General features: G+C 66.5%; 20 protein-coding genes and 1 pseudogene. 5 read left to right on the forward strand and 16 right to left on the reverse strand.

Translation table 11 applies throughout. The annotated features are described in order from the left end of the window. Positions 1 to 72: 72 nt before the first annotated feature. Positions 73 to 1,152: a 4-oxalomesaconate tautomerase gene (locus AC25ND_RS12665; RefSeq protein WP_028690500.1), complete on the reverse strand. Its 1,080-nt coding sequence runs from the start codon at positions 1,150 to 1,152 to the stop codon at positions 73 to 75. 146 nt (positions 1,153 to 1,298) lie between these two features. Between AC25ND_RS12665 and AC25ND_RS12670 the strand changes: the two genes are divergently transcribed. The 3 genes from AC25ND_RS12670 (at position 1,299) to AC25ND_RS12680 (ending at position 4,850) form a co-directional block, all read left to right on the forward strand. Continuing rightward, positions 1,299 to 2,192 (forward strand): LysR family transcriptional regulator, encoded by an 894-nt coding sequence (locus AC25ND_RS12670; RefSeq protein ID WP_028690499.1) that lies wholly within the window; start codon positions 1,299 to 1,301, stop codon positions 2,190 to 2,192. Between the two features lie 142 nt (positions 2,193 to 2,334). Continuing rightward, a complete protein-coding gene (locus AC25ND_RS12675) occupies positions 2,335 to 3,588 on the forward strand; it encodes an MFS transporter (RefSeq protein WP_028690498.1) in 1,254 nt (417 codons plus the stop codon). An 8-nt stretch (positions 3,589 to 3,596) separates the two neighbouring features. Next, complete coding sequence (locus AC25ND_RS12680) at positions 3,597 to 4,850, forward strand: arsenic transporter (protein WP_486976373.1); 1,254 nt, start codon at positions 3,597 to 3,599, stop codon at positions 4,848 to 4,850. A gap of 9 nt (positions 4,851 to 4,859) precedes the next feature. On the opposite strand, the gene AC25ND_RS12685 is transcribed toward AC25ND_RS12680, so the two are convergent. From AC25ND_RS12685 to AC25ND_RS12695, 3 genes and pseudogenes are all read right to left on the reverse strand, one after another. Further along, positions 4,860 to 6,083, reverse strand: a complete 1,224-nt coding sequence (locus tag AC25ND_RS12685) for an amidohydrolase family protein (protein WP_186596584.1) — start codon at positions 6,081 to 6,083, stop codon at positions 4,860 to 4,862. An 84-nt stretch (positions 6,084 to 6,167) separates the two neighbouring features. Continuing rightward, the gene (cynS, locus tag AC25ND_RS12690) at positions 6,168 to 6,638 is read right to left on the reverse strand and encodes a cyanase (RefSeq protein ID WP_028690495.1); all 471 of its coding nucleotides are present in this window, start codon (positions 6,636 to 6,638) and stop codon (positions 6,168 to 6,170) included. 29 nt (positions 6,639 to 6,667) lie between these two features. Next, a pseudogene (locus tag AC25ND_RS12695) lies at positions 6,668 to 7,326 on the reverse strand (carbonic anhydrase). 110 nt (positions 7,327 to 7,436) lie between these two features. Between AC25ND_RS12695 and cynR the strand changes: the two are divergent. After that, entirely contained in the window at positions 7,437 to 8,327 is an 891-nt protein-coding gene (gene cynR / locus AC25ND_RS12700) for a transcriptional regulator CynR (RefSeq protein WP_088851573.1), read from the forward strand. A 3-nt stretch (positions 8,328 to 8,330) separates the two neighbouring features. On the opposite strand, the gene AC25ND_RS12705 is transcribed toward cynR, so the two are convergent. Both AC25ND_RS12705 and AC25ND_RS12710 read right to left on the reverse strand, forming a co-directional pair. Next, the gene (locus AC25ND_RS12705) at positions 8,331 to 8,669 is read right to left on the reverse strand and encodes a hypothetical protein (RefSeq protein WP_062363673.1); all 339 of its coding nucleotides are present in this window, start codon (positions 8,667 to 8,669) and stop codon (positions 8,331 to 8,333) included. A gap of 79 nt (positions 8,670 to 8,748) precedes the next feature. Next, positions 8,749 to 9,663 carry a LysR family transcriptional regulator gene (locus tag AC25ND_RS12710; RefSeq protein ID WP_062363675.1) on the reverse strand — a complete coding sequence of 305 codons (915 nt, stop codon included), beginning with the start codon at positions 9,661 to 9,663 and terminating at the stop codon, positions 8,749 to 8,751. 125 nt (positions 9,664 to 9,788) lie between these two features. On the opposite strand from AC25ND_RS12710, the gene lysA reads away from it, so the two are divergent. Continuing rightward, positions 9,789 to 11,018, forward strand: coding sequence for a diaminopimelate decarboxylase (gene lysA / locus AC25ND_RS12715; protein WP_486976374.1), 1,230 nt, complete (start codon positions 9,789 to 9,791; stop codon positions 11,016 to 11,018). Positions 11,019 to 11,027: 9 nt separating this feature from the next. Here lysA and AC25ND_RS12720 read toward each other — a convergent pair whose 3' ends face one another. From AC25ND_RS12720 to AC25ND_RS12765, 10 genes are all read right to left on the reverse strand, one after another. Beyond that, the gene (locus AC25ND_RS12720; protein WP_062363681.1) at positions 11,028 to 11,723 is read right to left on the reverse strand and encodes a response regulator; all 696 of its coding nucleotides are present in this window, start codon (positions 11,721 to 11,723) and stop codon (positions 11,028 to 11,030) included. Continuing rightward, entirely contained in the window at positions 11,720 to 14,374 is a 2,655-nt protein-coding gene (locus AC25ND_RS12725) for a sensor histidine kinase (RefSeq protein WP_069016227.1), read from the reverse strand. Before AC25ND_RS12725 ends, AC25ND_RS12720 begins: the two co-directional genes overlap by 4 nt. A 150-nt stretch (positions 14,375 to 14,524) precedes the next feature. Continuing rightward, on the reverse strand, positions 14,525 to 15,088 hold the full coding sequence (kdpC, locus tag AC25ND_RS12730) for a potassium-transporting ATPase subunit KdpC (protein ID WP_062573372.1): 564 nt from the start codon (positions 15,086 to 15,088) through the stop codon (positions 14,525 to 14,527). Between the two features lie 12 nt (positions 15,089 to 15,100). Beyond that, entirely contained in the window at positions 15,101 to 17,155 is a 2,055-nt protein-coding gene (gene kdpB / locus AC25ND_RS12735; protein ID WP_028690486.1) for a potassium-transporting ATPase subunit KdpB, read from the reverse strand. A 10-nt stretch (positions 17,156 to 17,165) separates the two neighbouring features. After that, positions 17,166 to 18,860, reverse strand: a complete 1,695-nt coding sequence (gene kdpA, locus AC25ND_RS12740; RefSeq protein WP_486976375.1) for a potassium-transporting ATPase subunit KdpA — start codon at positions 18,858 to 18,860, stop codon at positions 17,166 to 17,168. Between the two features lie 9 nt (positions 18,861 to 18,869). Further along, a complete protein-coding gene (gene kdpF, locus AC25ND_RS12745) occupies positions 18,870 to 18,959 on the reverse strand; it encodes a K(+)-transporting ATPase subunit F (RefSeq protein ID WP_011534724.1) in 90 nt (29 codons plus the stop codon). Positions 18,960 to 19,135: 176 nt separating this feature from the next. After that, entirely contained in the window at positions 19,136 to 20,188 is a 1,053-nt protein-coding gene (locus AC25ND_RS12750) for an AI-2E family transporter (RefSeq protein ID WP_028690484.1), read from the reverse strand. A gap of 12 nt (positions 20,189 to 20,200) precedes the next feature. Beyond that, positions 20,201 to 20,995 carry a DUF4892 domain-containing protein gene (locus tag AC25ND_RS12755; protein WP_182323491.1) on the reverse strand — a complete coding sequence of 265 codons (795 nt, stop codon included), beginning with the start codon at positions 20,993 to 20,995 and terminating at the stop codon, positions 20,201 to 20,203. A gap of 102 nt (positions 20,996 to 21,097) precedes the next feature. Next, positions 21,098 to 21,952, reverse strand: coding sequence for an alpha/beta hydrolase (locus AC25ND_RS12760; RefSeq protein ID WP_236248665.1), 855 nt, complete (start codon positions 21,950 to 21,952; stop codon positions 21,098 to 21,100). Then, on the reverse strand, positions 21,949 to 22,737 hold the full coding sequence (locus AC25ND_RS12765) for an alpha/beta fold hydrolase (RefSeq protein ID WP_028690481.1): 789 nt from the start codon (positions 22,735 to 22,737) through the stop codon (positions 21,949 to 21,951). Before AC25ND_RS12765 ends, AC25ND_RS12760 begins: the two co-directional genes overlap by 4 nt. Between the last annotated feature and the right edge of the window lie 72 nt (positions 22,738 to 22,809).

A 22,809-nucleotide genomic window follows, 5' to 3' on the forward strand; every position in this document is an offset into this window, starting at 1 on the left:
CATCACCCATTGTTGAAATTGTGCGGATGCGCTTGTTGCTGAAGCCGCGCTGATGGTGGCGGCGGCCTGGGTCTATCCCGCCAGCCTGCGCGAGGACGGGGCATAAACGAACCCTGAGAAGAGCCGACGGGCGGTACGCACCACCGATGCCTGCAGGGTCTTGCCATCGACGCCGCTACGCGACAGCGCCACGTCGATGCCACCACTGGGATGTTCGATGCGCACCTGCTCCAAGTGTTGTGCCCCCTCGCCGAGCAGGTCGCCGACCACCGTACCGGCGCTGACGCAAGCCGTGGCCAATCCGACGGCGCCGGTGATCGCCAGGGCCCGGTGGCAATTGTGCGGCATGAAATAGCGCACCTGCACCGTACCGTCATGCCGAGGTGGCGCGACCAGCACCGGCTTGGGGATCACCATGCCGCTGACATCACCCAGGCCCATGGCCTTGCCAGCCTTCAGGCGCAAGGCTTCCAGGCGCTGCAGCAAGGCATTGTCGGCATCCAGCTCGGCCGGGGTTTCCGAGCCGGTCACGCCCAGTTGCCGGGCGTCGACGATCATCATGGGCATCGCCATGTCGATGCAGGTGACCGGCACGCCGTCGATCACATCCTGAGGTTTGCCCGTAGGGAACAGCTTGCCGGTCTTGCTGCCCACTGCATCGAGGAACGTCAGGTGCACCGGGGCCGCCGTGCCAGGGACGCCGTCGATCGCCGTGCGCCCTTCGTAGCGCACGATGCCGCCAGGCGTTTGCACCAGTGAATCGACGAAGGTTCCGGTATTGAGGTTGCGGATGCGTACCAGGGTCTTGCCGTCGTTGGCCTTGACCAGCCCTTGCTCGATGGCGAACGGCCCCACGGCGCACAGCATGTTGCCGCAGTTGGGCGCGGTGTCGACGCGCCGCTGGGCGACCATCACCTGGACGAACAGGTAGTCGACATCGGCATCGGCGTGCAACGACGGGCTGATGATCGCCACTTTGCTGGTCTGCGGGCTGCCGCCACCGATGCCGTCGATTTCCAGCTCGTGTCCGGAGCCCATCAGGTTGATCAGCAACTCGTCGCGCTCGACCACGTTTGCAGGCAGGTCCCAGGCGTGGAAGAACGGCCCTTTGGAGGTACCGCCGCGCATGAGTACGCAAGGAATTCGTTGCATGATTTCGCACTCTTGTTGATCAATGGACATCATTGATGTTGTGAGCAAAAGAGTGACAGGGATGGATAAATCAATCCAATGCAAATATCGTAGTCATTATTGCGATAAAAGCATCAATAATCGAACGGCCCACTGAGCGATGCCTGATGGAATATGAACTGCAAGATATAAGATCTTTCGTGAAAATCGCCGAACTTGGCAGCTTTCACGAAGCTGCAGAAGCGCTGCACTTGTCCCAACCCGCCCTGAGCCGACGAATCAAGAAGCTCGAGGAAGGGCTCGGTACTTCGTTACTCGAACGCACTACGCGCCGGGTCAGCCTGACGAGCGTGGGTCGGGATTTCCTGCCCAAGGCCAGGCGCCTGCTGGATGATTTCGAGGATTCGATCCTGAGCATCCGTGAACTGGCCGAGCGCCAGACGGGGCAGGTCACCCTCGCTTGCATTCCCACGGCAGCGTTCTACTTTCTGCCCTCGGTGATCCGCGACTACAACGCGCAGTACCCGAAGATCCGCATCCGCCTGCTGGACCTCAGTGCCAACGATGGGCTGGAAGCCGTACTGCGCGCAGAGGCCGATTTTGGCATCAACATGATGAGTGGCCAGCATCCGGACATCGAGTTCGTCTCGCTGGTACAGGAGCATTTTGTGCTCGCTTGCCGCCGGGACCACCCGTTGGCCAAGCGCGAGTCGGTGACCTGGGCCGAACTGGCCGACTACCGCTTGATCGGAGTCGGTCGCCTGAGCGGCAACCGCATGTTGCTCGATCATGCGCTGGCCGGTCTGAACCTTCGTCCTCAATGGTTCTACGAGGTCCAGCACCTGTCGACCTCGCTGGGCATGGTCGAGGCCGGGCTGGGGGTCTCGGCCATGCCTAGCCTGGCCATGCCCAGCGCCGACCATCCGACGTTGGTCAGCGTGCCGCTGGGCGAGCCGCAGGTCAGCCGCACGCTGGGCTTGGTGTTTCGTCGCGGTGCGTCGCTGTCGCCGGCGGCCGAAAAGTTCGTATCGATCCTGTTGCAGCAATGGCCCAATCGCTGAGCCCTGGCGCCCCCAGGGCCGATGGCATGCCGGATCCGCGCAAAGTTCATCAGCACCTGCGCCGCGGAGTGCTAACGTATGCGGCTATTGACCGCCTTTGAAATCCAGGGCGCTCTGTTCACTTGTCCCTGCGGAGTATTCCTTGGCCTCGCCTGCTCATGAACGTTCGCTCGATGGGTTGAATTTCTTCCTGGCCGATGTCCGTGATGGGCTTGGGCCCTACCTGGCGATCTACCTGCTGGCGGTGCACCATTGGGAGCCCGGCAGTATCGGCCTGGTCATGACCTTGGCCAGCGTCACGGCATTGCTGACCCAGACGCCAGCTGGCGCGCTGATCGACAGGACCACGGCCAAGCGCGCCGTGATGGCCATCGCCGCGCTGCTGGTGACCGGCAGTTGCCTGGTGCTGCCCTGGGTCACCAGCGTCGCGCTGGTGACGTTGACCCAAGCCATCAGCGCGCTCGCCGGTTCCGTGTTCGCGCCGGCCATCGCTGCCATTTCACTGGGCCTGACCGGGCCGCGGGCATTCACCCGGCGCATGGGCCGCAACGAAACCTTCAACCATGCCGGCAATGCCTGCTCGGCGGTGCTCGCCGGCGGGCTGGCCTACCTGTTCGGACCGGTGGCGGTGTTCTACCTGATGGCGGCGATGACTGTGGCCAGCCTGATCGCCATCAGCCGAGTGCCGGCGACAGCCATCGACCATGACCTCGCGCGCGGCCTTGACCCGCGGCCGCCGGGCCAGCACGCCCACCCCGCCGGCCTTGCCGTACTGTTGCACAATCGCCCCTTGCTGCTGTTCGCCGTGTGCTGCGCGTTGTTCCATCTGGCCAACGCGGCAATGCTTCCGCTGGTGGGCCAGAAACTGGCTCAGGCCAACCTGCAGTTGGCCACGCCGCTGACCTCGGCGTGCATCGTCGCGGCGCAGCTGGTGATGGTGCCCATGGCGCTGCTGGCCGGCGCCAGGGCCGACCGCTGGGGACGCAAGCCGCTGTTGCTCGCCGGCTTTCTGATCCTGCCGCTGCGTGGCGTGCTGTACGTGATGTCGGACGATCCGTTCTGGCTGGTGGCCGTGCAATTGCTCGATGGCATAGGCGCCGGACTGTTCGGCGCATTGTTCCCGGTAGTGGTCAAGGACCTCACCCAAGGCAGCGGGCGCTTCAATGTCAGCCTTGGCGCATTGTCCACGGCCTTCGGCCTGGGCGCGGCGCTAAGTCCCGGTGTCGCGGGGCTGGTGGTACAGTCCGCAGGCTACGACGCGGCATTCCTGACATTGGCGGGCATCGCGACTGCAGCGTTGCTTCTGCTTTGGCTGGCGATGCCGGAGACCCGCCGACCGGCCAGCGATGCCAACGCCGAGCAAGCCCCTCCCCTTCACTCCCCTTCCGGAAACTGAGTCCTCGCATGCCTGTCGCTGAGTCATCCCTGATCATCTGGTCGGTTGCGGCCGCGGCCACCGCCCTGGTCATCCTTCGGCCGGGACGCGTGCCCGAATATGTCTGGGCGATGGGCGCCGCCTTAGGGCTGACGGCCTGCGGCCTGATCCCATGGCGCCTGGCCTTGGCGGCAATCGCCGAAGGAGGCGATGTCTACCTGTTCCTGACCGGCATGATGGTGCTGGCCGAGCTGGCTCGCCAGGAAGGCTTGTTCGACTGGCTGGCCAGGTACGCGGTGCAGCATGCCAGGGGCTCGGGCCAACGCCTGTTCGACCTGGTATTCCTGGTCGGTACACTGGTCACCGTGTTCCTGTCCAATGACGCCACCGCTGTGGTGTTGACGCCGGCCGTGTATGCGGCGTGCAAGGCGGCCAAGGCCGAGCCGCTGCCCTACCTGTTCATCTGCGCCTTCATCGCCAATGCCGCCAGCTTCGTGCTGCCCATCTCCAACCCGGCCAACCTGGTAGTCTTCGGCAGCCAGATGCCGCCGCTGCTGGAATGGCTGCGCCAGTTCACCCTGCCCTCGCTGGGCGCCATCGCCATGACCTACCTGGTGCTGCGCCTGACCCAGCGCAAGCGCATCCGTCAGCCGCTGGCCGTGGCCATCGAGATGCGCCCCTTGTCGGCCGGCGCGCGGCTTTGCGCGCTGGGCCTGATGTTCACCGGCACCCTGCTGTTGACGGTATCGGCACTGGACATGCCGCTAGGGCTGCCGACATTTTGCGCAGGCATGGCCACCACCGGGTTGATCCACCTGCGTCAGCGGCGCAACCCGGCGCCGTTGCTGCGCCACGTGGCCTGGGGGGTCCTGCCCTTGGTCGCAGGACTGTTCGTGCTGGTGGAAGCCGTGGCCCACACCGGCGTGATCGACCGTCTTGCCCAATCGTTGGCCGCCCTGGCGCAACAGTCGGCAGGCACGGCAAGCTGGACGGCGGGGGTGACTGCGGCCGTGGCCAGCAACCTGATGAACAATCTGCCCACCGGCCTGATCGCCGGTTCCATCGGCCACCTCGTCGAACTGCCCCGGCAGACCACCGCCGCCTTGCTTATCGGCGTCGACCTGGGACCGAACCTGTCGATCACCGGCTCCCTGGCCACGCTGCTGTGGCTGATGGCGATCCGCCGCGAGGGCGAGCATGTCGGCGCATTGAGTTTCTTGCGTCTGGGCGTGCTGGTAATGCCCCCGGCACTGCTGGCGGCACTGTTGCTGCTGGCCGTATGAGCCCGGCCTTCAGAACACCACCGAGCGCCGCTGCTCCGCTGTCGCCACCACCCTGCCGCGCTTGAGCACCATCAGCCGCGCGGGCATGTCGAGGATCACGTCGCTGATACGGTGGGTGTCCATCAGCACCAGGTCCGCGTCGTTGCCCACCGCCAAGCCATGGCTCTGCAACCCCAGGGCCTTGGCCGGGTTGCTGGTGAGCATCGGCAGCACCGTGGCCTGGTCGTCCGCCCCGCCCAGGTGACAGGCGGGGATGGCCAGCTGCGCGATATGCAGCAGGTCGCCGGTGCCGTAGGGAGTGAAGGCATTGCGGATGTTGTTGGTGGCCAGGCACACGTTCACTCCGCCATCGCGCAACGCCCGCACCGGGGTCAGGGTGCGCCGCACATTGTGGCTGTCGCCACGGGCGCCCAGGTGCAGGTCGGTGGCGGGCAGGCACATCACGCTGATGTCGGCTTCACGCAGCAGCGCGATGATACGCGACTGGCGCGCTGGTTCGACGGCCGCCAGGCTGGTCAGGTGGCCGACGCTGACGCGCCCTTGGTAGCCTGCCGCGAGGGTCCGGCGGGCCACGTATTCGATGGTCATGTGCTCGGCGTCGTCGGCGAAGTCCTGGTGCAGGTCGATGTCCTTGCCATAGCGCTGGGCCAGGTCGAAGACGAAATCGATGTGCTCCAGGGGCGAGGCGTCGTTGTAGGGAATGCCGCCGACCACATCGGCGCCCCTCTCCATGGCCTCGACCATCATCGCTTTCATGCCGGGCAACTTGAGGATGCCTTCCTGGGGAAAGGCGACCACCTGGATATCGATGACATCGCGGAATGTTTCCCGTAGTTCCAGCACCACTTCAAGGCCGGTGAAACCCTGGGCGGGGTCGAACTCGGCGTGGGCACGGACATGGGTGGTGCCGGCCTGCACCAGCGCGCGCAACACCTGGGTCGAGCGCTCGCGGATGTCTTCGCGGGTGAGCGTGGGCTTGAGCTCGGCGGTGACGGCGATCGCTTCCGTCAAGGTGCCGGAGCGGTTGGCCTTGCGCTGCATGACGTTGGCTTTTTCCAGGTGCAGGTGACCTTCGACGAAGCCCGGGATCAGGACATTGCCGTTGCCTTGGATTTCCTGGGTTGCCGTTGCGGTGATCGTAGGGGCGATTTCAGTGATCTTGCCGTTGCGCACGGCCACATCCATCAAGGGTTTTGCATCATCGATGCGGACATTTCTGAAGATCAGGTCCATGCCGTCGCTCCTGTAGGGGATCATTGGCGCGCGTAGAAAAGGCCCGGGCGTCGTGCGGCGCCCGAGCCATTGCCTAAGCGCGAATCAGAACGGCTTGGTCGGCAGGTACTTGCCATCCAGGGTGATCACGGCGCGCGAACCTCCTTCCGGATCGTCGACCTTCTTCACGTCCAGCTTGAAGTTGATGGCGCTGATGATGCCGTCGCCGAACTTCTCGTGGACCAGTGCCTTTAGGGTGGTGCCGTACACCTGCAGCATCTCGTAGAAGCGGTAGATGGTCGGGTCGGTCGGCACGCCGCCGGGGATGCTGCCGCGCAGTGGCACGGTCTGCAGCAGGGCGATGCCATCGGCGTCCAGGCCCAGCTTGTCGCCCACCACCTGGGCGGCGCTGGCCGGCAGCGGGTGCTGGCCCAGCAGCGCGGCGGTGACGAAGGCTTCGGACAGGCCGGTGCCGTCGGTGATCTGGGCGAACGACAGGTCCTTGCGGGCCTTGGCCAGGAGGATGGCTTCGCTCAGGGCAAGGCGGGCGTTTTGGCTGATTTGCGACTGGATCATGAGGTGTCTCCTTGGGTTGAAAATCGGGTTCAGGCAACGTGCCGGGAGGCGTGGGAAACAGCGCGGACTGCTGGGTTGTCCGCCAGGGATACGAACTGGCCGGTGCGTCCGTCGAAGGCGTCGATGCGACCGCTCTCGATGTCGTAGATCCAGCCGTGCAGGGCCACGCGGCCCTCTTCCAGGGCCAGGCGCACCGAGGGGTGGGTCTGGATGTTGGCCAGCTGGGCGATCACGTTCTCGCGCACCATGGCCTCGACCTTGGCGTGGGGGTTTTGATGCTGGCGGGCTTCATTCACCACCCGGGCCGAGTCGGCGTAGCGCAGCCAGCCGGCCACGGCGGGCATATGGTCCAGGCACTTGCAGGTGGCGATGGCGGTCATGGCGCCGCAGTCGGAGTGGCCGCAGATGACGATGTCGGCCACTTGCAGGGCGGCGACGGCATACTCGACCGAGGCCGACACCCCACCGGGTTCAGGGCCGTAGGACGGCACGATATTGCCGGCGTTGCGGATGACGAACAGGTCGCCGGGTTCACGCTGGGTGACCAGTTCGGGCACCAGGCGGCTGTCGGAACAGGAGATGAACAGCGCCCGAGGGCTTTGTTGGGTGGCCAGGTCCTTGAACAGCTTGACCCGCTCGGGGAAGCGTCGCGCTGGAACTTCAGGAAGCCGTCGATGATGTCTTGCATGGCTGATGCCTCAGTGTCGCGGTGTGTGCGGCAAAGGTTAGGCGGTGCGTTACATAAGGTAAAAGTCTCATTTATGATGAACGGCATCAGATTATCTTATGGAGAGAAGCATGCTCGCCCGGCATATCCAGTACTTCCTCGCGGTCGCGCAACACCACAGTTTCACTCGGGCGGCGGCAGCCCTGCACGTCTCCCAGCCCGCGCTTTCGCAGCAGGTCAGGCAACTGGAGGAAAGCCTGGGCGCGCAGTTGTTCGATCGCTCGGGGCGCACCACGCGGCTGACCGATGCCGGCGAGGTCTATCTGCGCTATGCGAAACGGGCGTCGCAGGAACTGCAGGAGGCCAGGCGCGCGATCCATGACGTGGGCGACCTCAGCCGAGGCTCATTGCGGGTGGCGGTGACACCCACCTTTACCAGCTACCTGGTCGGCCCCCTGGTCGAGGCCTTTCATGGCCGGTACCCCAACATCACCCTGAACCTGAGCGAAATCGCCCAGGAGCGTATGGAGCAGATGCTGCAGTTGGACGAACTGGATGTCGGTATCGCCTTCGATGAACGCCATGCCCAGGACATCGACACCTACCCCTTACTGGTCGAGACCCTGGCGCTGGTGGTCGGCAGCCAACACCCGTTGGCCCAGGCAAGTGCCATCGGGCCACAGGCGCTGAATGATGAATCGATGATCCTGCTCAGCGCCGAATTTGCCACCCGTGAGCAGATCGAGCGCTACTGCAGGCAGCACGGTATCCGCCCGCAGGTAATGATGGAGGCCAACGCCATCGGCGCGGTCATCGAAGTGGTGCGCAGGACAACGCTGTCGACACTGCTCCCGGCCAACATCGTCCTGGCGCATGACGACCTGGCCGCCATCGCCCTGGACCCCTTGCGCCTGCAACGCACGGCCGTGCTCATGCAGCGCAGGGGTGTCTACCAGACGGCGGCGGCGCGGGCCTTCCTGGCGCTGGCCAAGGAGGTGGCCGCGCAACTGGAGCACGGCTGAGGCTCAGCTCAATTGCGCAATCAGCACCGCGTTGGTGTAGATCAGGCTGCCATCGCTGGCCCGATGCCCGACCAAGTGAAACTGGCCACGTTCGTCGTTGCTCAGGTAGACGCGCAGGCGGCAGTCGGCCAGCGGACCGTAGCCTTCGGGCAAGACCAGGTTCAACGTGTCCATGTCGACATCAACCATCGCTTCGGGCTCGTGGCTCTGTTGTAGACGTTCCTCGGCCTGCTCCAGCGCCGTGTGGGTCGGGCCCTGGATGTCGAAGTGGATATCACCCACCGGGGAAGATCGGCGGTCGCCGTCACTTTTGCACCAGCCTTCGATTGTCAGGGTACTCATGGCGAGTCCTCGTTTGAACACTGTCGAAAGGGTTGACTGCGCCACGTTCCGAATCGTTCCAACAGGTGACACGGCGTGCTCAAGCGCCCTTTGCCAATGCCCGCTCCATCTCCCCGGCCTGCAGCCGAAGCGCCTGGCAGAACGGCTCCAGCACAGCAGACGCCGGGCGCAGCTCTGGTCGGATCAGCATTACCTGATACGGTACCGAGAGACTCAAACGGCGCATGGGCAGCCCACCCTGCCCTGCCTCCAACCCGCTCAGCGGGTTGATGATCGCCACGCCCAGCCCTTGCCGGACCATGGCGCATACCGAGGCGGCGCTGGTGGTTTCGATCACCGTACGCCTGTTTACTCCAGCCTCGCGGAAGTGGCGGTCCAGCTGTTGCCGATAGCTGTCCAGGCTGGCCAGGTTGATGAAGTCGACCTCATGGAAGTCGTGCAACTCAAGCACTGGCTTGGCGAGCAACGGATGATGCTCGGGCAACACGCAGACCATGTCGGCGCTGAATAGCAGTTCCCCGACCGCGCCCCTGGGCACCTGCGCGGTTTCGGTCAAGCCGAGGTCGTGCTGTTGGGCGACCAATGATTCTTCCAGCAACGGCGACTCCTGCGCGGTAATGCTCACGCTGACCCCCGGGTGTTGCTGGTGGAACGCCTTGCAGGCCTTGGGCAGCAGAGTCTGCGAGAACAGTGGCAGGCAGGTGATGGCCAGCCGGCCCTGCTCGAAGTTGCGGATGGCCTGGGCGAAGCGGTCGATGCGCTCCAGGCCGACGAAGGCGCGCTCGACCTCCTCGATCAGTAGCAAGGCCTGGGCCGTGGGCGTCAGGCGCCCGCCTTCGCGCTCGAACAGGTTCAAACCGGTGACCTGCTCCATGCGCGCCAGCTCACGGCTGACAGTGGGTTGCGAGGTGAACAGCAGGCGGGCGGCGCCGGTGACGCTGCCGGCGGCCATGATGGCGCGGAACACTTCGATGTGGCGGATGGTGAGTTTCATGGTGATGCCAAGACCCGTGAGATTGACGCATACATATCAAATATGAATCGAGCCAGCATAAATAGCTATTTTTCTGGATCAATCAACTGATTCAAGATCGGTGCATCCATTACAAGGAACACCCCATGACCACCACCCTCCTGGCCCAGGCCGTCCGCCAGCACGGCTCCCCACTGTGGGCCTACGACGCCCAGACCATCCACCAGCGCATCGATCAGTTGCAGCAGCACTTCGACACGGTCCGCTTCGCGCAGAAGGCCAACCCCAACCTGCACGTCCTGCGCCTGATGCGCGAACGTGGCCTGGTGCTCGATGCCGTGTCGCTGGGCGAAATGGAGCGGGCGTTCGCGGCCGGGGCGACAGTGGACGGCGAGCCGGCCGGCGTGGTGCTGACCTGCGACGTGCTCGACCAGCCCACCCTGGCTCGAGTGGTCGAGACAAAGATCGAGGTGAACGCCGGTTCCATCGACATGCTCCGCCAGCTGGGCGAGCACGCCGCCGGGCACCGGGTATGGCTGCGCATCAACCCGGGGTTCGGCCACGGCCACAGCCGCAAGACCAACACCGGCGGCGAGAACAGCAAGCACGGCATCTGGCACGAGCAGTTGCCCGAGGCGCTGGCCTGCGTGAAACAGTACGGATTGCACCTGGTGGGCGTGCACATGCACATCGGCTCGGGGGTGGACTACGAACACCTGGAACAGGTAGCCGGTGCCATGGTCGGGCTGGTCGACAAGCTGGGCATGGACATCGAGGCCTTCTCCATCGGCGGCGGGTTGTCCACGCCGTACCGCACCGACGACCAACCGGTGGACCTGCAGCGCTACGCCCGGACCTGGGCGGTGGCGCGGGCGGAGATCGAAACCATGCTCGGCCACCCCGTGCGCATGGAGATCGAACCGGGCCGCTTCCTGGTGGCGGAGTCGGGTTGCCTGGTGGCCGAGGTACGCGCCGTCAAGCAGATGGGTGACCGGCACTACATCCTGGTCGATGCCGGTTTCAACGACCTGATGCGCCCGGCGATGTACGGCGCCTACCACCGCATGAGCCTGTTCGATGCGGTGGGCCGACCGGTGAGCCGTCCGCTGCAACCGACCGTGGTGGCCGGGCCGCTGTGCGAGTCGGGGGATGTATTCACCCAGAACGATGAGGAACTGACGCCACAGCAACTGCCCCAGGCCAAAGTGGGTGACCTGCTGGTGATCCACGATGCCGGGGCTTACGGGGCTTCGATGTCGTCGAACTACAACAGTCGCCCCCTGCTGCCTGAATTTCTGATCGACCAGGGCAACTTGCGCATGATCCGCCGGCGCCAGACCGTGCAGGAGCTTCTGGCACTGGAGCTGGGTATATAAAGCCCGCCCCTACTGGGCCGGCGTGACCAACCGATACCCCACCCCCGCCTCGGTGACGATGAACCGCGGCGCCGTGGGGTCATCCCCCAGTTTCTGCCGCAGGTGCCCTACCACGATGCGCAGGTAGTGGGTATCGTCCACATGGGTCGGCCCCCAGATGTCTTTCAACAACTGCTGCTGGGTGATCACCCGTCCCGGGTGCCCGGCCAACTGCGCCAACAACGCGTACTCCTTGCGCGTCAACGCCACCTCGACACCGTCCAGGGTCACCTTGCGAAAGGCGAAGTCCACCACCAGCGCCCCGAAGCTCGCCGCCGACGGCCCGTTGCCTACCTGCGGCGCCTGGCGCAGCAGTGCCCGCACCCGGGCGAGGAACTCCTGGATGCCGAACGGTTTGGTCACGTAGTCGTTGGCCCCGCCATCCAGCGCATCGACCTTCTGCACCTCGCTGGCGCGCACCGACAGCACCATCACCGGTACCGCGCTCCACTCGCGCAGCTCGCGCAGCACCTGCTGGCCGTCCATGTCCGGCAGGCCCAGGTCGAGCACCACCAGGTCGGGCTTGTTCAGCGCGGCCTGGGCCAGGCCCTCGCCGCCGGTGGCGGCTTCGAGCACCTTGTAGCCCTGGGACGCCAGGCTGATGCGCAGGAACTTGCGGATCTGTGGCTCGTCGTCGATGACCAGCAGGGTGGCGGCTTGGCTCATGGGGCTTCACTTTCAGTATCGGGTTGGGTCGGCAGCGGCAAGCATAGAGTGATGCAGGTGCCGTGGCCATCGATGCCATCATCGACCAGGATGCGGCCACCATGGGCGCCGATCATGCCCTGGCAGATCGCCAGGCCCAGGCCGGTGCCCTGCCCGCCGCGGTCGCCACGGGCGGCGGTGTAGAACATGTCGAAGATCTTTTCACGCTCGTCCTGGGGGATGCCGGGACCTTCGTCGGCCACCGCGAAGCACAGCTGCTCGTCACGCACCGAAACCTGCAGCGCCAGGCGGCCCTGCGGCGGGGAAAAACGGGCGGCGTTCTCCAGCACGTTGATCAGCGCCTGCTCGATCAGCGCCGCATGCACGAACAACAGCGGCAGCTCGGGCGGCACTTCGGTGTGCACGCGCAAGGGCGCCAGCACCACGCGCAGGCGATTGAGGGCACTGCCGACGATGTCGGCCGGAGCCACCCAGTCGCGGGCCAGCTTGAGGGTACCGTGGCCCAGGCGGGTCATGTCCAGCAGGTTCTGGATGTAGCGGTCCAGGCGCTCGGCTTCGTTGCGGGTGCCTTCGAGCAGTTCGCGGCGGTCATCCGGGGGAATCGCGTCGCCCAGGGCCAGCAGGCTGTCGATACTGCCGCGCATGGACGTCAGCGGGGTACGCAGGTCGTGGGAGACCGAGGCGAGCAAGGCACTGCGCAGTTGCTCGGTTTCACCGTGCAGGCGCGCGGCTTCCAGTTGCTCGCCAAGGCGTGCGCGGGCCAGGGCCTGGGCCAGGGGTTGCGCCAGGGCCTTCAGCAGGCGGCGGCGCTGGGCGCTCAGCGGCTCGCCATCGCGGGGGCGAATGCCGAGCAGCGCCAAGGGTTGCTCTTCCACGGCCAACGGCCACCACCACCAACGCCCGTGAGGCAAGGTGTCGCTGCCAAAGCCTGCAGCCTGGCCATGCTGCCAGGCCCACTCGGCGGCGGCGCGTTCGTTGTCGGTGAAGGCATGGTTGCCGCCACTGGCGACCTGCAACAAGCCATCGGCGCTGCGTTCAAGCAGGCACACCTGCACGTCCTGCCAGCCATCCATATGCTGGCCGGCGGCGCTGAACACGGCCTGGCGGTCGGTGGCCACGGTCAGGCGGCGCGACAGGTCGAGCAACTGGTTGGTCTGCGCCTGGGTCTCGCGCAAGGCCTGCAGTTGGCGACGCTGGCGAGCGGCCAGGTTGCCGGTGAGCGCGGCCATCAGCAGGAAGAACACCAGGGTCAGCACGTCCTCCTCACGCTGGATGGCGAAGGAGAAGTTCGGCGGGATGAACAGGAAGTCGTAGGTCAGGAACGACAACGCCGCGCAGGCCAACGCCGGACCCAGGCTGCTGCGCACCGCCACCAACAGCACGGCGGCGAGGAACACCAGGGAGATATTGGGCAGCGCCAGCAGGCTCGACACGGCCCAGGCCAGGCCGGTGGCCAGCATCGTGGCGAACAGCGCCAGCAGGTAGTGGCGCCATACCCACACGCGTTTGACCGCCGCACGCGCCGGTTGCGGCTGGGTGTCGCGGTCGAGCACGTTGATCTCCAGGCCGTGGCTCTCGCGCAACAGGCGCGCGGCGACACCGGCGCCGAAGAAGCGCCGACGCAGCAGATCGCGGGACTGGCCCACCAGCACCAGGCTGGCGCGGCGCTCGTCGGCGTGCTGGATCAGCGTGCGGGCCACCTCGCCGGCCCGCAGCAGCACCACTTCACCGCCCAGGCGCTCGGCCAGTTGCTGGGCGGCCTGCAAGCGATGGCGGGCCGTCTCGTCACGCAGTCGGCCATTGTCGACATGGACCACGCTCCACGGCAGATGGCGACGCTGGGCCACGCGACAGGCATGACGCACCAGGCGCTCGGCCTGGTCGTCGCCGTCAATGCCCACCAGCAGGCGACCGCGCAGGGCCGGTGCTTCCTGGCCACGCTGGCGGTAGCCGCTGGCCAGGTCCGCATCGACCTGGGCGGCGGCGGTCTGCATGGCCAGCTCGCGCAGGGCGGTGAGGTTGGTCTGGGAGAAATAGGCCTCGATGGCTGCCCGCGCCTGCTCGGGGACGTAGACCTTGCCCTCGCGCAGACGCTCGAGCAGCTCGCGCGGCGGCAAGTCGATCAACACCAGTTCGAAGGCCTCCTGCAGCACCCAGTCGGGCAGGGTCTCGCGCACCTGCACGCCGGTGATGTCGCGGACCTTGTCGTTGAGGCTTTCCAGGTGCTGGACGTTGACCGTGGTGTACACGTCGATGCCGGCGGCGAGCAGTTCCTGCACGTCCTGCCAGCGCTTGGCGTGGCGGCTGCCGGGGGCGTTGGTGTGGGCCAGTTCGTCGACCAGCACCAAGGGGGGCGCGGCCTTGAGCAGGCCGTCGAGGTCCATTTCCTCGAGCATCACGCCACGGTACTCGCTGCGCAGCAGCGGTTGCTGGGTCAGGCCCCCGAGCAGGGCCTCGGTCTCGGCGCGGCCGTGGGTCTCGACCACCCCGGCCACCACGCGCACGCCCTGGCGTTGCTGGGCGTGGGCGGCCTGCAGCATGGAAAAGGTCTTGCCGACCCCGGGCGCGGCGCCGAGAAATACCTTGAGCCTGCCCCGGCCTTCCCGGGGCAGGCCCGCCAACAGCGCGTCGGCGCGGGCGGAGTCACTCATGTTTTATCCTTTGCTTGTTCACGGTCACTGTGGGAGCGGCCTTGTGTCGCGAAAGGGCCGCAAAGCGGCCCCGGCGATCTTTGTATAAACACTTGAACCCTGGGGGCCGCTGCGCAGCCCTTTCGCGACACAAGGCCGCTCCTACAAGGGTCAGTGCACGGCCACAGGCGCCAGGCGCTCAAGCGCCTGGTTCAGCGCCAGCACATTGACAACAGGTGGCCCGACCAGTGGTCGCAGGGTGGCCTCATTCACCAGCGCTTGCAAGCGCTCAACCGGCACCTGTCGCGCCGCCGCCACACGCGGCAGCTGGTAGGCGATCGCCTCGGGCGGCAGGTGCGGGTCCAGCCCGCTGCCCGAGGTGGTCAGCAGCGCCTGCGGCACCGGCCCCTGTTGCACCTGGTACTGCGCGGCGGCATCAGTTTTCACGCGCTCGGCCAGCGCCGGGTTGCTCGGCGCCAGGTTGCTGGCGCCGCTGGCCACGGTGGCATAGGCCCCCGCCGAAGGCCGCGACTGGAACCAGGCGTCACCCTTGAATTCCTGGGCGATCAACGCCGAACCGCGCACCTCGCCCCGATCATCGCGCACCAGGCTGCCATTGGCCTGGTCAGGGAAGGCGACCTGGGCGATGCCGGTCACCGCCAGGGGATACAGCGCGCCGGTGACCACGGTCATCAGCAGGATCAGGCTCAGGGCCGGGCGTACATAGGCGGTCATGTCAGTCTCTCCTCAAACCAAGTGCAGTGCAGTGAGCAGCATGTCGATCAGCTTGATCCCGGCGAACGGCACGATGATGCCGCCCACGCCGTAGATCAGCAGGTTGCGCCGCAGCAGGTGGGCGGCGCTGGCGGCCTGCACCCGCACCCCGCGCAGCGCCAGGGGGATCAGCACGATGATGATCAGCGCGTTGAACACGATGGCCGAGAGGATCGCGCTCTGCGGGCTGGCCAGGTGCATCAGGTTGAGCACGCCCAGCTGCGGGTAGATGGCGGCGAACAGCGCCGGCAGGATGGCGAAGTACTTGGCCACATCGTTGGCGATGGAGAAGGTGGTCAGCGCGCCACGGGTGACCAGCAGTTCCTTGCCCACCTGCACCACGTCCAGCAGCTTGGTCGGGTCGCTGTCCAGGTCGACCATGTTGGCCGCCTCGCGGGCAGCCTGGGTGCCGTCGTTCATGGCCATGCCCACGTCGGCCTGGGCCAGGGCCGGGGCGTCGTTGGCGCCGTCGCCGCACATGGCCACCAGGCGTCCGTCGTTCTGCTCCTGGCGGATGCGCGCCAGCTTCTTCTCGGGGGTAGCTTCGGCGAGCACGTCGTCCACCCCGGCCTCGGCGGCGATGGCGGCGGCGGTCAGCGGGTTATCGCCGGTGACCATCACGGTGCGGATGCCGAGCTTGCGCAGTTCGGCGAAGCGCTCGCGGATGCCGGGCTTGACCACGTCCTTGAGGTGGATCACGCCGAGCAGGTGCGTGTCGACACACACCAGCAGCGGCGTGCCGCCGCTCTGGGCGATGCGCTCCACTTCACGGGCCAGGGCGGCGGGCAGCTCCAGGCGTTGCAGACCACAGAAGGCCAGCACCGCGTCGACGGCGCCCTTGCGGTAGCGGCGCTGCTGGAAATCGATGCCCGACAGCCGGGTCTCGGCGCTGAAAGCGATGGCTTCATATTGCGTGCTCGAGGGCTCGTCGAAATCGTGCAGTTGACGCAGGTACTCGACGATCGACTTGCCTTCGGCCGTGTCGTCGGCCAGCGAGGCGAGCAAGGCGCCCTCCCCCAGCTCCTTGGCGGTCACCCCGGAGGCGGCGTGCAGCGCGCTGCAACGACGGTTGCCGAAGGTGATGGTGCCAGTCTTGTCGAGCATCAAGGTGTGCACGTCGCCAGCTGCCTCCACCGCCCGACCGGAGCGGGCGATCACGTTCAGGCGCACCAGGCGGTCCATGCCGGCGATGCCGATGGCCGACAGCAGGCCGCCGATGGTGGTGGGGATCAAGGTCACCAGCAGCGCGGCGAGGAAGATCAGCGGCAGCTCGCCGCCGGCGAAACGGGCGAACGGCTGCAAGGTAACCACCACGATCAGGAAGATCAGGGTCAGGCCGATCAGCAAGATGTCCAGGGCGATCTCGTTGGGGGTTTTCTGGCGTTTCGCGCCTTCGACCAGGGCGATCATACGGTCCAGGGTCGACTCACCCGGGTTGCTGGTGATGCGGATCAGCAGCCAGTCGGAGACCAGGCGGGTGTTGCCGGTGACCGCCGAGCGGTCGCCGCCGGACTCGCGGATCACCGGGGCGGACTCGCCAGTGATCGCCGACTCGTTGACCGCGGCGATGCCTTCGAGCACCTCGCCGTCGCCGGGGATCATCTCGCCGGCCACGACGCGCACCACATCGTCCTTGCGAAGCTGGGTGGCGGCGACACTCTCGAAACTGCCGTCGCTCTTGCGGCGCTTGGCGGTCAGGCCCTGGCTGCCGGCCTTGAGGCTGTCGGCGCGGGCCTTGCCACGGCCTTCGGCGAGGGCTTCGGCAAAGTTGGCGAACAGCACGGTGAACCACAGCCAGACGGCGATCTGCACCGCCACGCCGGTGCTCACGCCGCTGCCGGGCACCAAGCACAACACGGTGGTGAGCACGGCGGTGAGGGCCACCACCAGCATCACCGGGGCGCGCTTGAGCTGGCGCGGATCAAGCTTGACGAAAGCCTGGACCAGGGCCGGGCGCCACAACGCGCTGAAGCGGGTCTGGTCCTTGGCGCCTTGATGCGCCTTCACTTCGGGAATGGGCATGTTCATTGTGTATTCCTCAGAAACCCAGGCTCAGGTGTTCGGCAATCGGCCCCAGGGCCAGGGCCGGCAGGAAGGTCAGGCCGCCGACCAAAAGGATGGTCACCAGCAGCAGCGTGGTGAACAGCGGGCCGTGGGTGGGGAAGCTGTTGAGGCCTTGCGGCGCGCTCTTCTTCGCCGCCAGGCCGCCGGCCAGGGCCAACACCGGCAGGATGTAGCCGAAGCGACCGATCAGCATGGCCAAGCCGATCATCACGTTGTGGTACACCGTGTTGGCGCCGAAACCGGCGAAGGCCGAACCGTTGTTGGCAGCGCCGGAGGTGTAGGCGTACAACAGCTGGCTGAAACCGTGGGCGCCGGGGTTGGTCACCGCGCCGGCCGGCCCGGGCAGGCTGGCGGCAATGGCACCGAGGATCAGCACGCCCACCGGCATCACCAGCAGGCTCGCCACCAGCAGTTGCACTTCACGGGCCTGCAGCTTCTTGCCCAGGTACTCCGGGGTGCGGCCGATCATCAGGCCGGCCAGGAACACCGCGATCAACACGAACAGCAGCATGCCGTAGAGGCCGGCGCCGACGCCGCCGAAGATCACTTCGCCAAGCATCATGTTGACCATCGCCACCATGCCGGTAATCGGGTTGAGGCTGTCGTGCATGGCGTTGACCGAGCCGTTGGAGGCGGAGGTGGTGGTCACCGTCCACAGCACGGAACCGGTGGTACCGAAGCGGCTCTCCTTGCCTTCCAGTGGCGCGCTCTGCTGAACCTGGGCGCTTTCCAGGGCCGGGTTGGGCTGATGCTCCGACCACAGCGCGGTGCTGCCGCCGATCAGGAACAGCGCCAGCATGCAGGCGATGATCGCGCGGCTCTGGCGCAGGTCCTTGACGTAATGGCCGAAGGTGAACACCAGGGCCACCGGGATCAGGATGATCGAAGCCACCTCGAACAGGTTGCTCCAGGCCGTGGGGTTCTCGAACGGGTGCGCCGAGTTGACGCCGAAGAAGCCGCCGCCGTTGGTGCCCAGTTGCTTGATGGCGATCTGGCTGGCGGCCGGGCCCAGCGGGATGGTCTGGTCGGTGCCTTGCAGGGTCACGGCGTGGACGTAGTCGGCAAAGGTCTGCGGCACGCCCTGCCAGACCAGCAGCAGCGCCAGCACCAGGCACAGCGGCAGCAGGCCGTAGAGGGTGGCGCGGGTCAGGTCGACCCAGAAGTTGCCCAGGGTGCTGGCCGAGCGCCGGGCGATACCCCTGCACAAGGCGACCAGCACGGCAAGGCCGGTGGCGGCGCTGACGAAGTTCTGCACGGTCAGGCCGATCATCTGGCTCAGGTAGCTGACCGAGGCTTCACCGCTGTAGGCCTGCCAGTTGGTGTTGGTCATGAAGCTGACCGCGGTGTTGAACGCCAGCGACCATTCCTGGCCCGGCAGGTGCTGCGGGTTGAGCGGCAGGCTGCCCTGCAGTTGCAGGACGCCGAACACCATCAAGAAACCGACCAGGTTGAAGGCCAGCAGGGCCAGGGTGTACTGCTTCCAGCTCTGCTCCTGGTCTGCACGCACGCCGGCCACGCTGTAGCAGCCCCGCTCCACTGGACCGAGGAGCGGCGACAGCCAGGTGCGCTGGCCTTCCATCACCTTGTAGTAGAAACGCCCGAGCCAGGGCGCCGGCAGCAGCACGATGGCGAAGAACGCCAGCAGCAGCAGGTAATCGTAACTGTGCATGGTCGCCCCTTAGCCGCGGTCGGCGCGCAGCAGCGCCACCAGCAGGTAAACCGCCAACGCCACCGCCAGAAGCAGTGACAGTCCGTCAAGCATGTACATGAGTGAATCTCCCCTGGTTGCGGCGTGAAGGCCGCTTTGGGGAAATTGTCCGAGGGAGGGGCGTAAAGGGGCGAGATCGGGGGTGGGGTCAGGGCATAAAGAAAGCGTAAAGATCAGGTCCACCGGATCGCTGCACGGGCCTCTTCGCGGCTCTACCCGCGAAGAGGCCCGAAAGATCAACGTTGCGGCGTGTGCTGCGCGGAATTGCGGCTCCAGTCCAGCAGCAGGCTGTACCCCACCGCCAGCAGGGTCGGCCCGATGAACAGGCCGATGAAGCCGAACGCGATCAGGCCACCGAACACCCCCAGCAGCACGATCACCAGCGGCAGGTTGCCGCCCCGGCTGATCAGGTACGGTTTGAGCACGTTGTCCACGCCACTGATGACGAAGGTGCCCCAGATGCCGAGGAACACCGCCATGCCATAGTCGCCTTTGGACACCAGCCAAGCAGTGGCGGGGATCCAGGCCAGCGGCGGGCCCATGGGGATCAGGCTGAGCATGAAGGTCACCAGGCCAAGCACGATCGCCCCCGGCACACCGGCGATCAGGAAGCCGATCAGCGCCAGCAGGGCCTGGGCCGCGGCGGTACCGATCACGCCATTGACCACCCGCTGCACGGTGCCGGCCACCAGGTCGACGTAGTACTCGGCGCGATCACCCACCAGCCGTTGCAGCAGGCGGTGGACGAAGGCCGCCAGGCGCGGCCCGTCGCGGTAGAAGAAGAACACGAACACCAAGCTCAGGGTCAGCTCCAGCACCCCGCCGCCGATCTGCGCGCTGCGCGCCAGCAACCAGTTGCCGACCTGGCCCAGATACGGCTTGGCCGAGGCCAGCAAGGCCGCGCCCTGCTGGTCGAACGACTCCCACCAGCTCACCAGGCGTTCGCCCACGAACGGAATGCCCGCCACCCAGGCGGGCGCGTCCGGCAGGCCATCGACCTGCACGTCGCGAATGAACGCGGTGGCATCGCGTACATGGTCGGCCAGGTTGAAACCCAGCCATACCAGCGGCAGCGCCACCAGCAGGATCCAGACCGTGGTCAGCAGGCTCGCGGCGAGGGTTTCGCGCCCGCCGAGCACGCGAGTCAGCAGGCGCATCAGCGGCCAGCTGGCAAAGGCCAGGATGGCGCCCCACAGCAGCGCCGAGATGAACGGTGCCATCACCCACAGCGCGGCACCCAGCAGGGTCAGCAGCAGGATCTGGATCAACAGGCGGTCATTGTTGGCCATGGTGGCGCTCACTCAACGGATCAGTTCCAGGTGCAGGCCTTCGGTCGGGGCGTCGCCGACCTCCAGCCGGGCGCTGCGCACGCCGGCCTTGACCAGTTGCTCGCGCCAGGCCTCGGCGCCCTTGCCGCTGAGGCTGGCGCGCAGGGTGCTGTCGAGGTTCAGGCTGCGGGCCAACAGCGTTGCCCAGGTAGTCTGGGGCTCGGCCAGATCAGGGTAGTCGAGCTTGCCGGTATCGCGCAGTTCGCGCAGCACCGTGGCGGCGGTAGGCAACAGCTCGCCCAGCGGGCTGCCAGAGACGAACTCCTCGACATGCAGATAGGCACGGCGGTTGCCGCGGGTCACGCTGTACAGCGCCACCAGGGTGTCGGCTTCCTCGGCGGAACGGCGCAGCAGGATGAACGCCTGCTGCTCGTCACCGCCATTGAGCCGGGCATTGGCGAACACGTCGTTGGCCCACAGGCTGGCCTCGCCGCAATCGCGGCCCTGGCACCAGAACAACGGATAGCCGCCCTCCTGCTGCAGGGCCTCGCGGGCGCTGGTGAAGGCTTCGCGGGCGCTGCGCTCGACCGGCAATTCGTAGGTCACGGAACTGACCTGGCCACGGCTCTCGACCTTGTCGTCGACCCGCAGGCGACCGCTGATCTTGCGCAGCGGCCCCAGGGGGTAGACCCGCTCCTGTTCCACCGCCGGGCGCTGGTCGACCACCTTGGCGTCAGGCGGGACCGGTAGGCTGCCGGCCCACAATAAGGGGCTGGCGATGGCGAGGCAGGCGGCGATGGCGCCGCGAACGAAAACAGGTGCGCTCATCGACCACCCTCGCAGGTGGCGGGGCAAGGCGCGTGGATGTCTGGCATGTACATGGTTGTCTCCCTTTCAACCCGCCAAGCCTCGACAGTTGTCCGGTGCAAGTCAAGGAATGCCAAAAAAGCGATTGAAACAGTCTGCGACAAGGGCCGCGCCCTCGGCGTCGTTCAGGTGCAGGTGGTGGCCGCCCGGCAGGGTCACCTGCTCGAAGGGTAGCTGCTCCAGCAGCTGCGTGTGGCGCGCCAGCATGCCGTCGGCGGCCACCACCAGGCAGGCCGGGCAGGCGATGCGTTTGACGAAGGCCATGGCCTGGTCCTGGTTCAGGCGGGTTGGCGAGGGCAAGGTCAGGCGGCTGTCGCTGCGCCAGCTGTAGCCGCCGGGCACCGGCATCAGCCCACGCTGGGCCAGCAGTTCGGCGGCTTCACGGCTGACCGCGACCATGCCTTTCATGCGCGCCTCGACGCCCTCCTCCAGGGTCGCGTACACCGACTTGCGCTTGCCTTCCAGGCGCAGTTGCGCCTGCAACGCCAGCCCCAAGCGCTCGGCGGCGTCCTGTTCGCTGAGCGTCGGCGGAATCACCCCGTCGATCAGCGCCAGGTGGCTGACCCGCTCGGGCAAGGCCCCGGCCAGTTGCACCGAGATGATCGCCCCCAGCGAATGGCCGAGCAGGCCGAAGCGCGCCCAGCCCAGCTGCTCGGCAACCCGCAGCACGTCATGAGCGTAGTCGGCCAGCGCATAACCAGCGCCGACCGGACGATGCCCGGAGTAGCCATGTCCGGCCAGGTCCAGGGCGACGATGCGCAGCCCCTTCAGGTGCGGCGCCAGGCGGGCGAAGCTGTTGGCGTTGTCCAGCCAGCCATGCAGGGCGATCACCGGCAGGCCGTCGGCCGGGCCAAACAGGTGCGCGGCCAGCTCGATATGGCCAAGCGTCAGGCGGATCTCCTCGACCTGGGCGCTCATGCCTGGCTCCAGCGGTCGAACAGGCCCTTGATCAGGCCGGCGGTGTCGGTGGGCCGTTCCAGGGGGAACATGTGCCCACCGGGCAAGCTGTGGTACTCGCCCTTGGCCATGGCGCGCACGGCCAGGGCATGGTGCTTGCGGATCACCCGGCTCTGGGCGCCGCGCACCATCGCCAACGGCACCTGCAACTGGCGTGGCCGGGCCGGACTGACATGGGGAATGCTGCGGTAGATGCCGATCTCCGTGGCCGGGTCGAAGCGCAGGCGCAGGCCTTCCTCGCCCTGCTCCAGGCCATGCTCCAGGTAGGCTTCAAGGCAGTCCGGATCGAAGTGGCGGAACAGGGACTTGCCGGCAAAATAGGTACGGGCGCTGTCGCGATCGGGAAATGCCTCGCGCCGGCCCAGGGTGCGCCCGGCCGGGGTGATGCGGTCGATGAAGCCCAGGCGCTTGGCGGCCTGGATCAGCCACTCGTCCGCGCGGGTCAACACCGGCGAGTCGAGCATCACCACCCCGCGGTAGAACTCCGGTCGGCGCAACGCCGCATGCAGGTGCAGCACGCCGCCCAGCGAATGGCCGACACCCCAGACCGGCGCGTTCTGCTGCTCGAGGTGATGCAGCAATTCGTCCACCAGGTTCTGCCAGTTGTCGTTGACCGGAAAGCGCGGGTCGTGGGCATGCTGCGCCAGGTGACATACCTCGTAGTCCGGCCTCAGGGCGGCGAACAGCTTGCCGTAGGTGGCCGAGGGAAAGCCGTTGGCGTGGGCGAAGAAGATCTGCTGCGACATGGCCGCCTGCTCTGCACGGGGATGGATGGCCCATTGTCGGTAAGCCGATCCCTGCCGGCAACGTTCGGAAAG

The organism is Pseudomonas sp. P110(2024) (assembly GCF_057480795.1).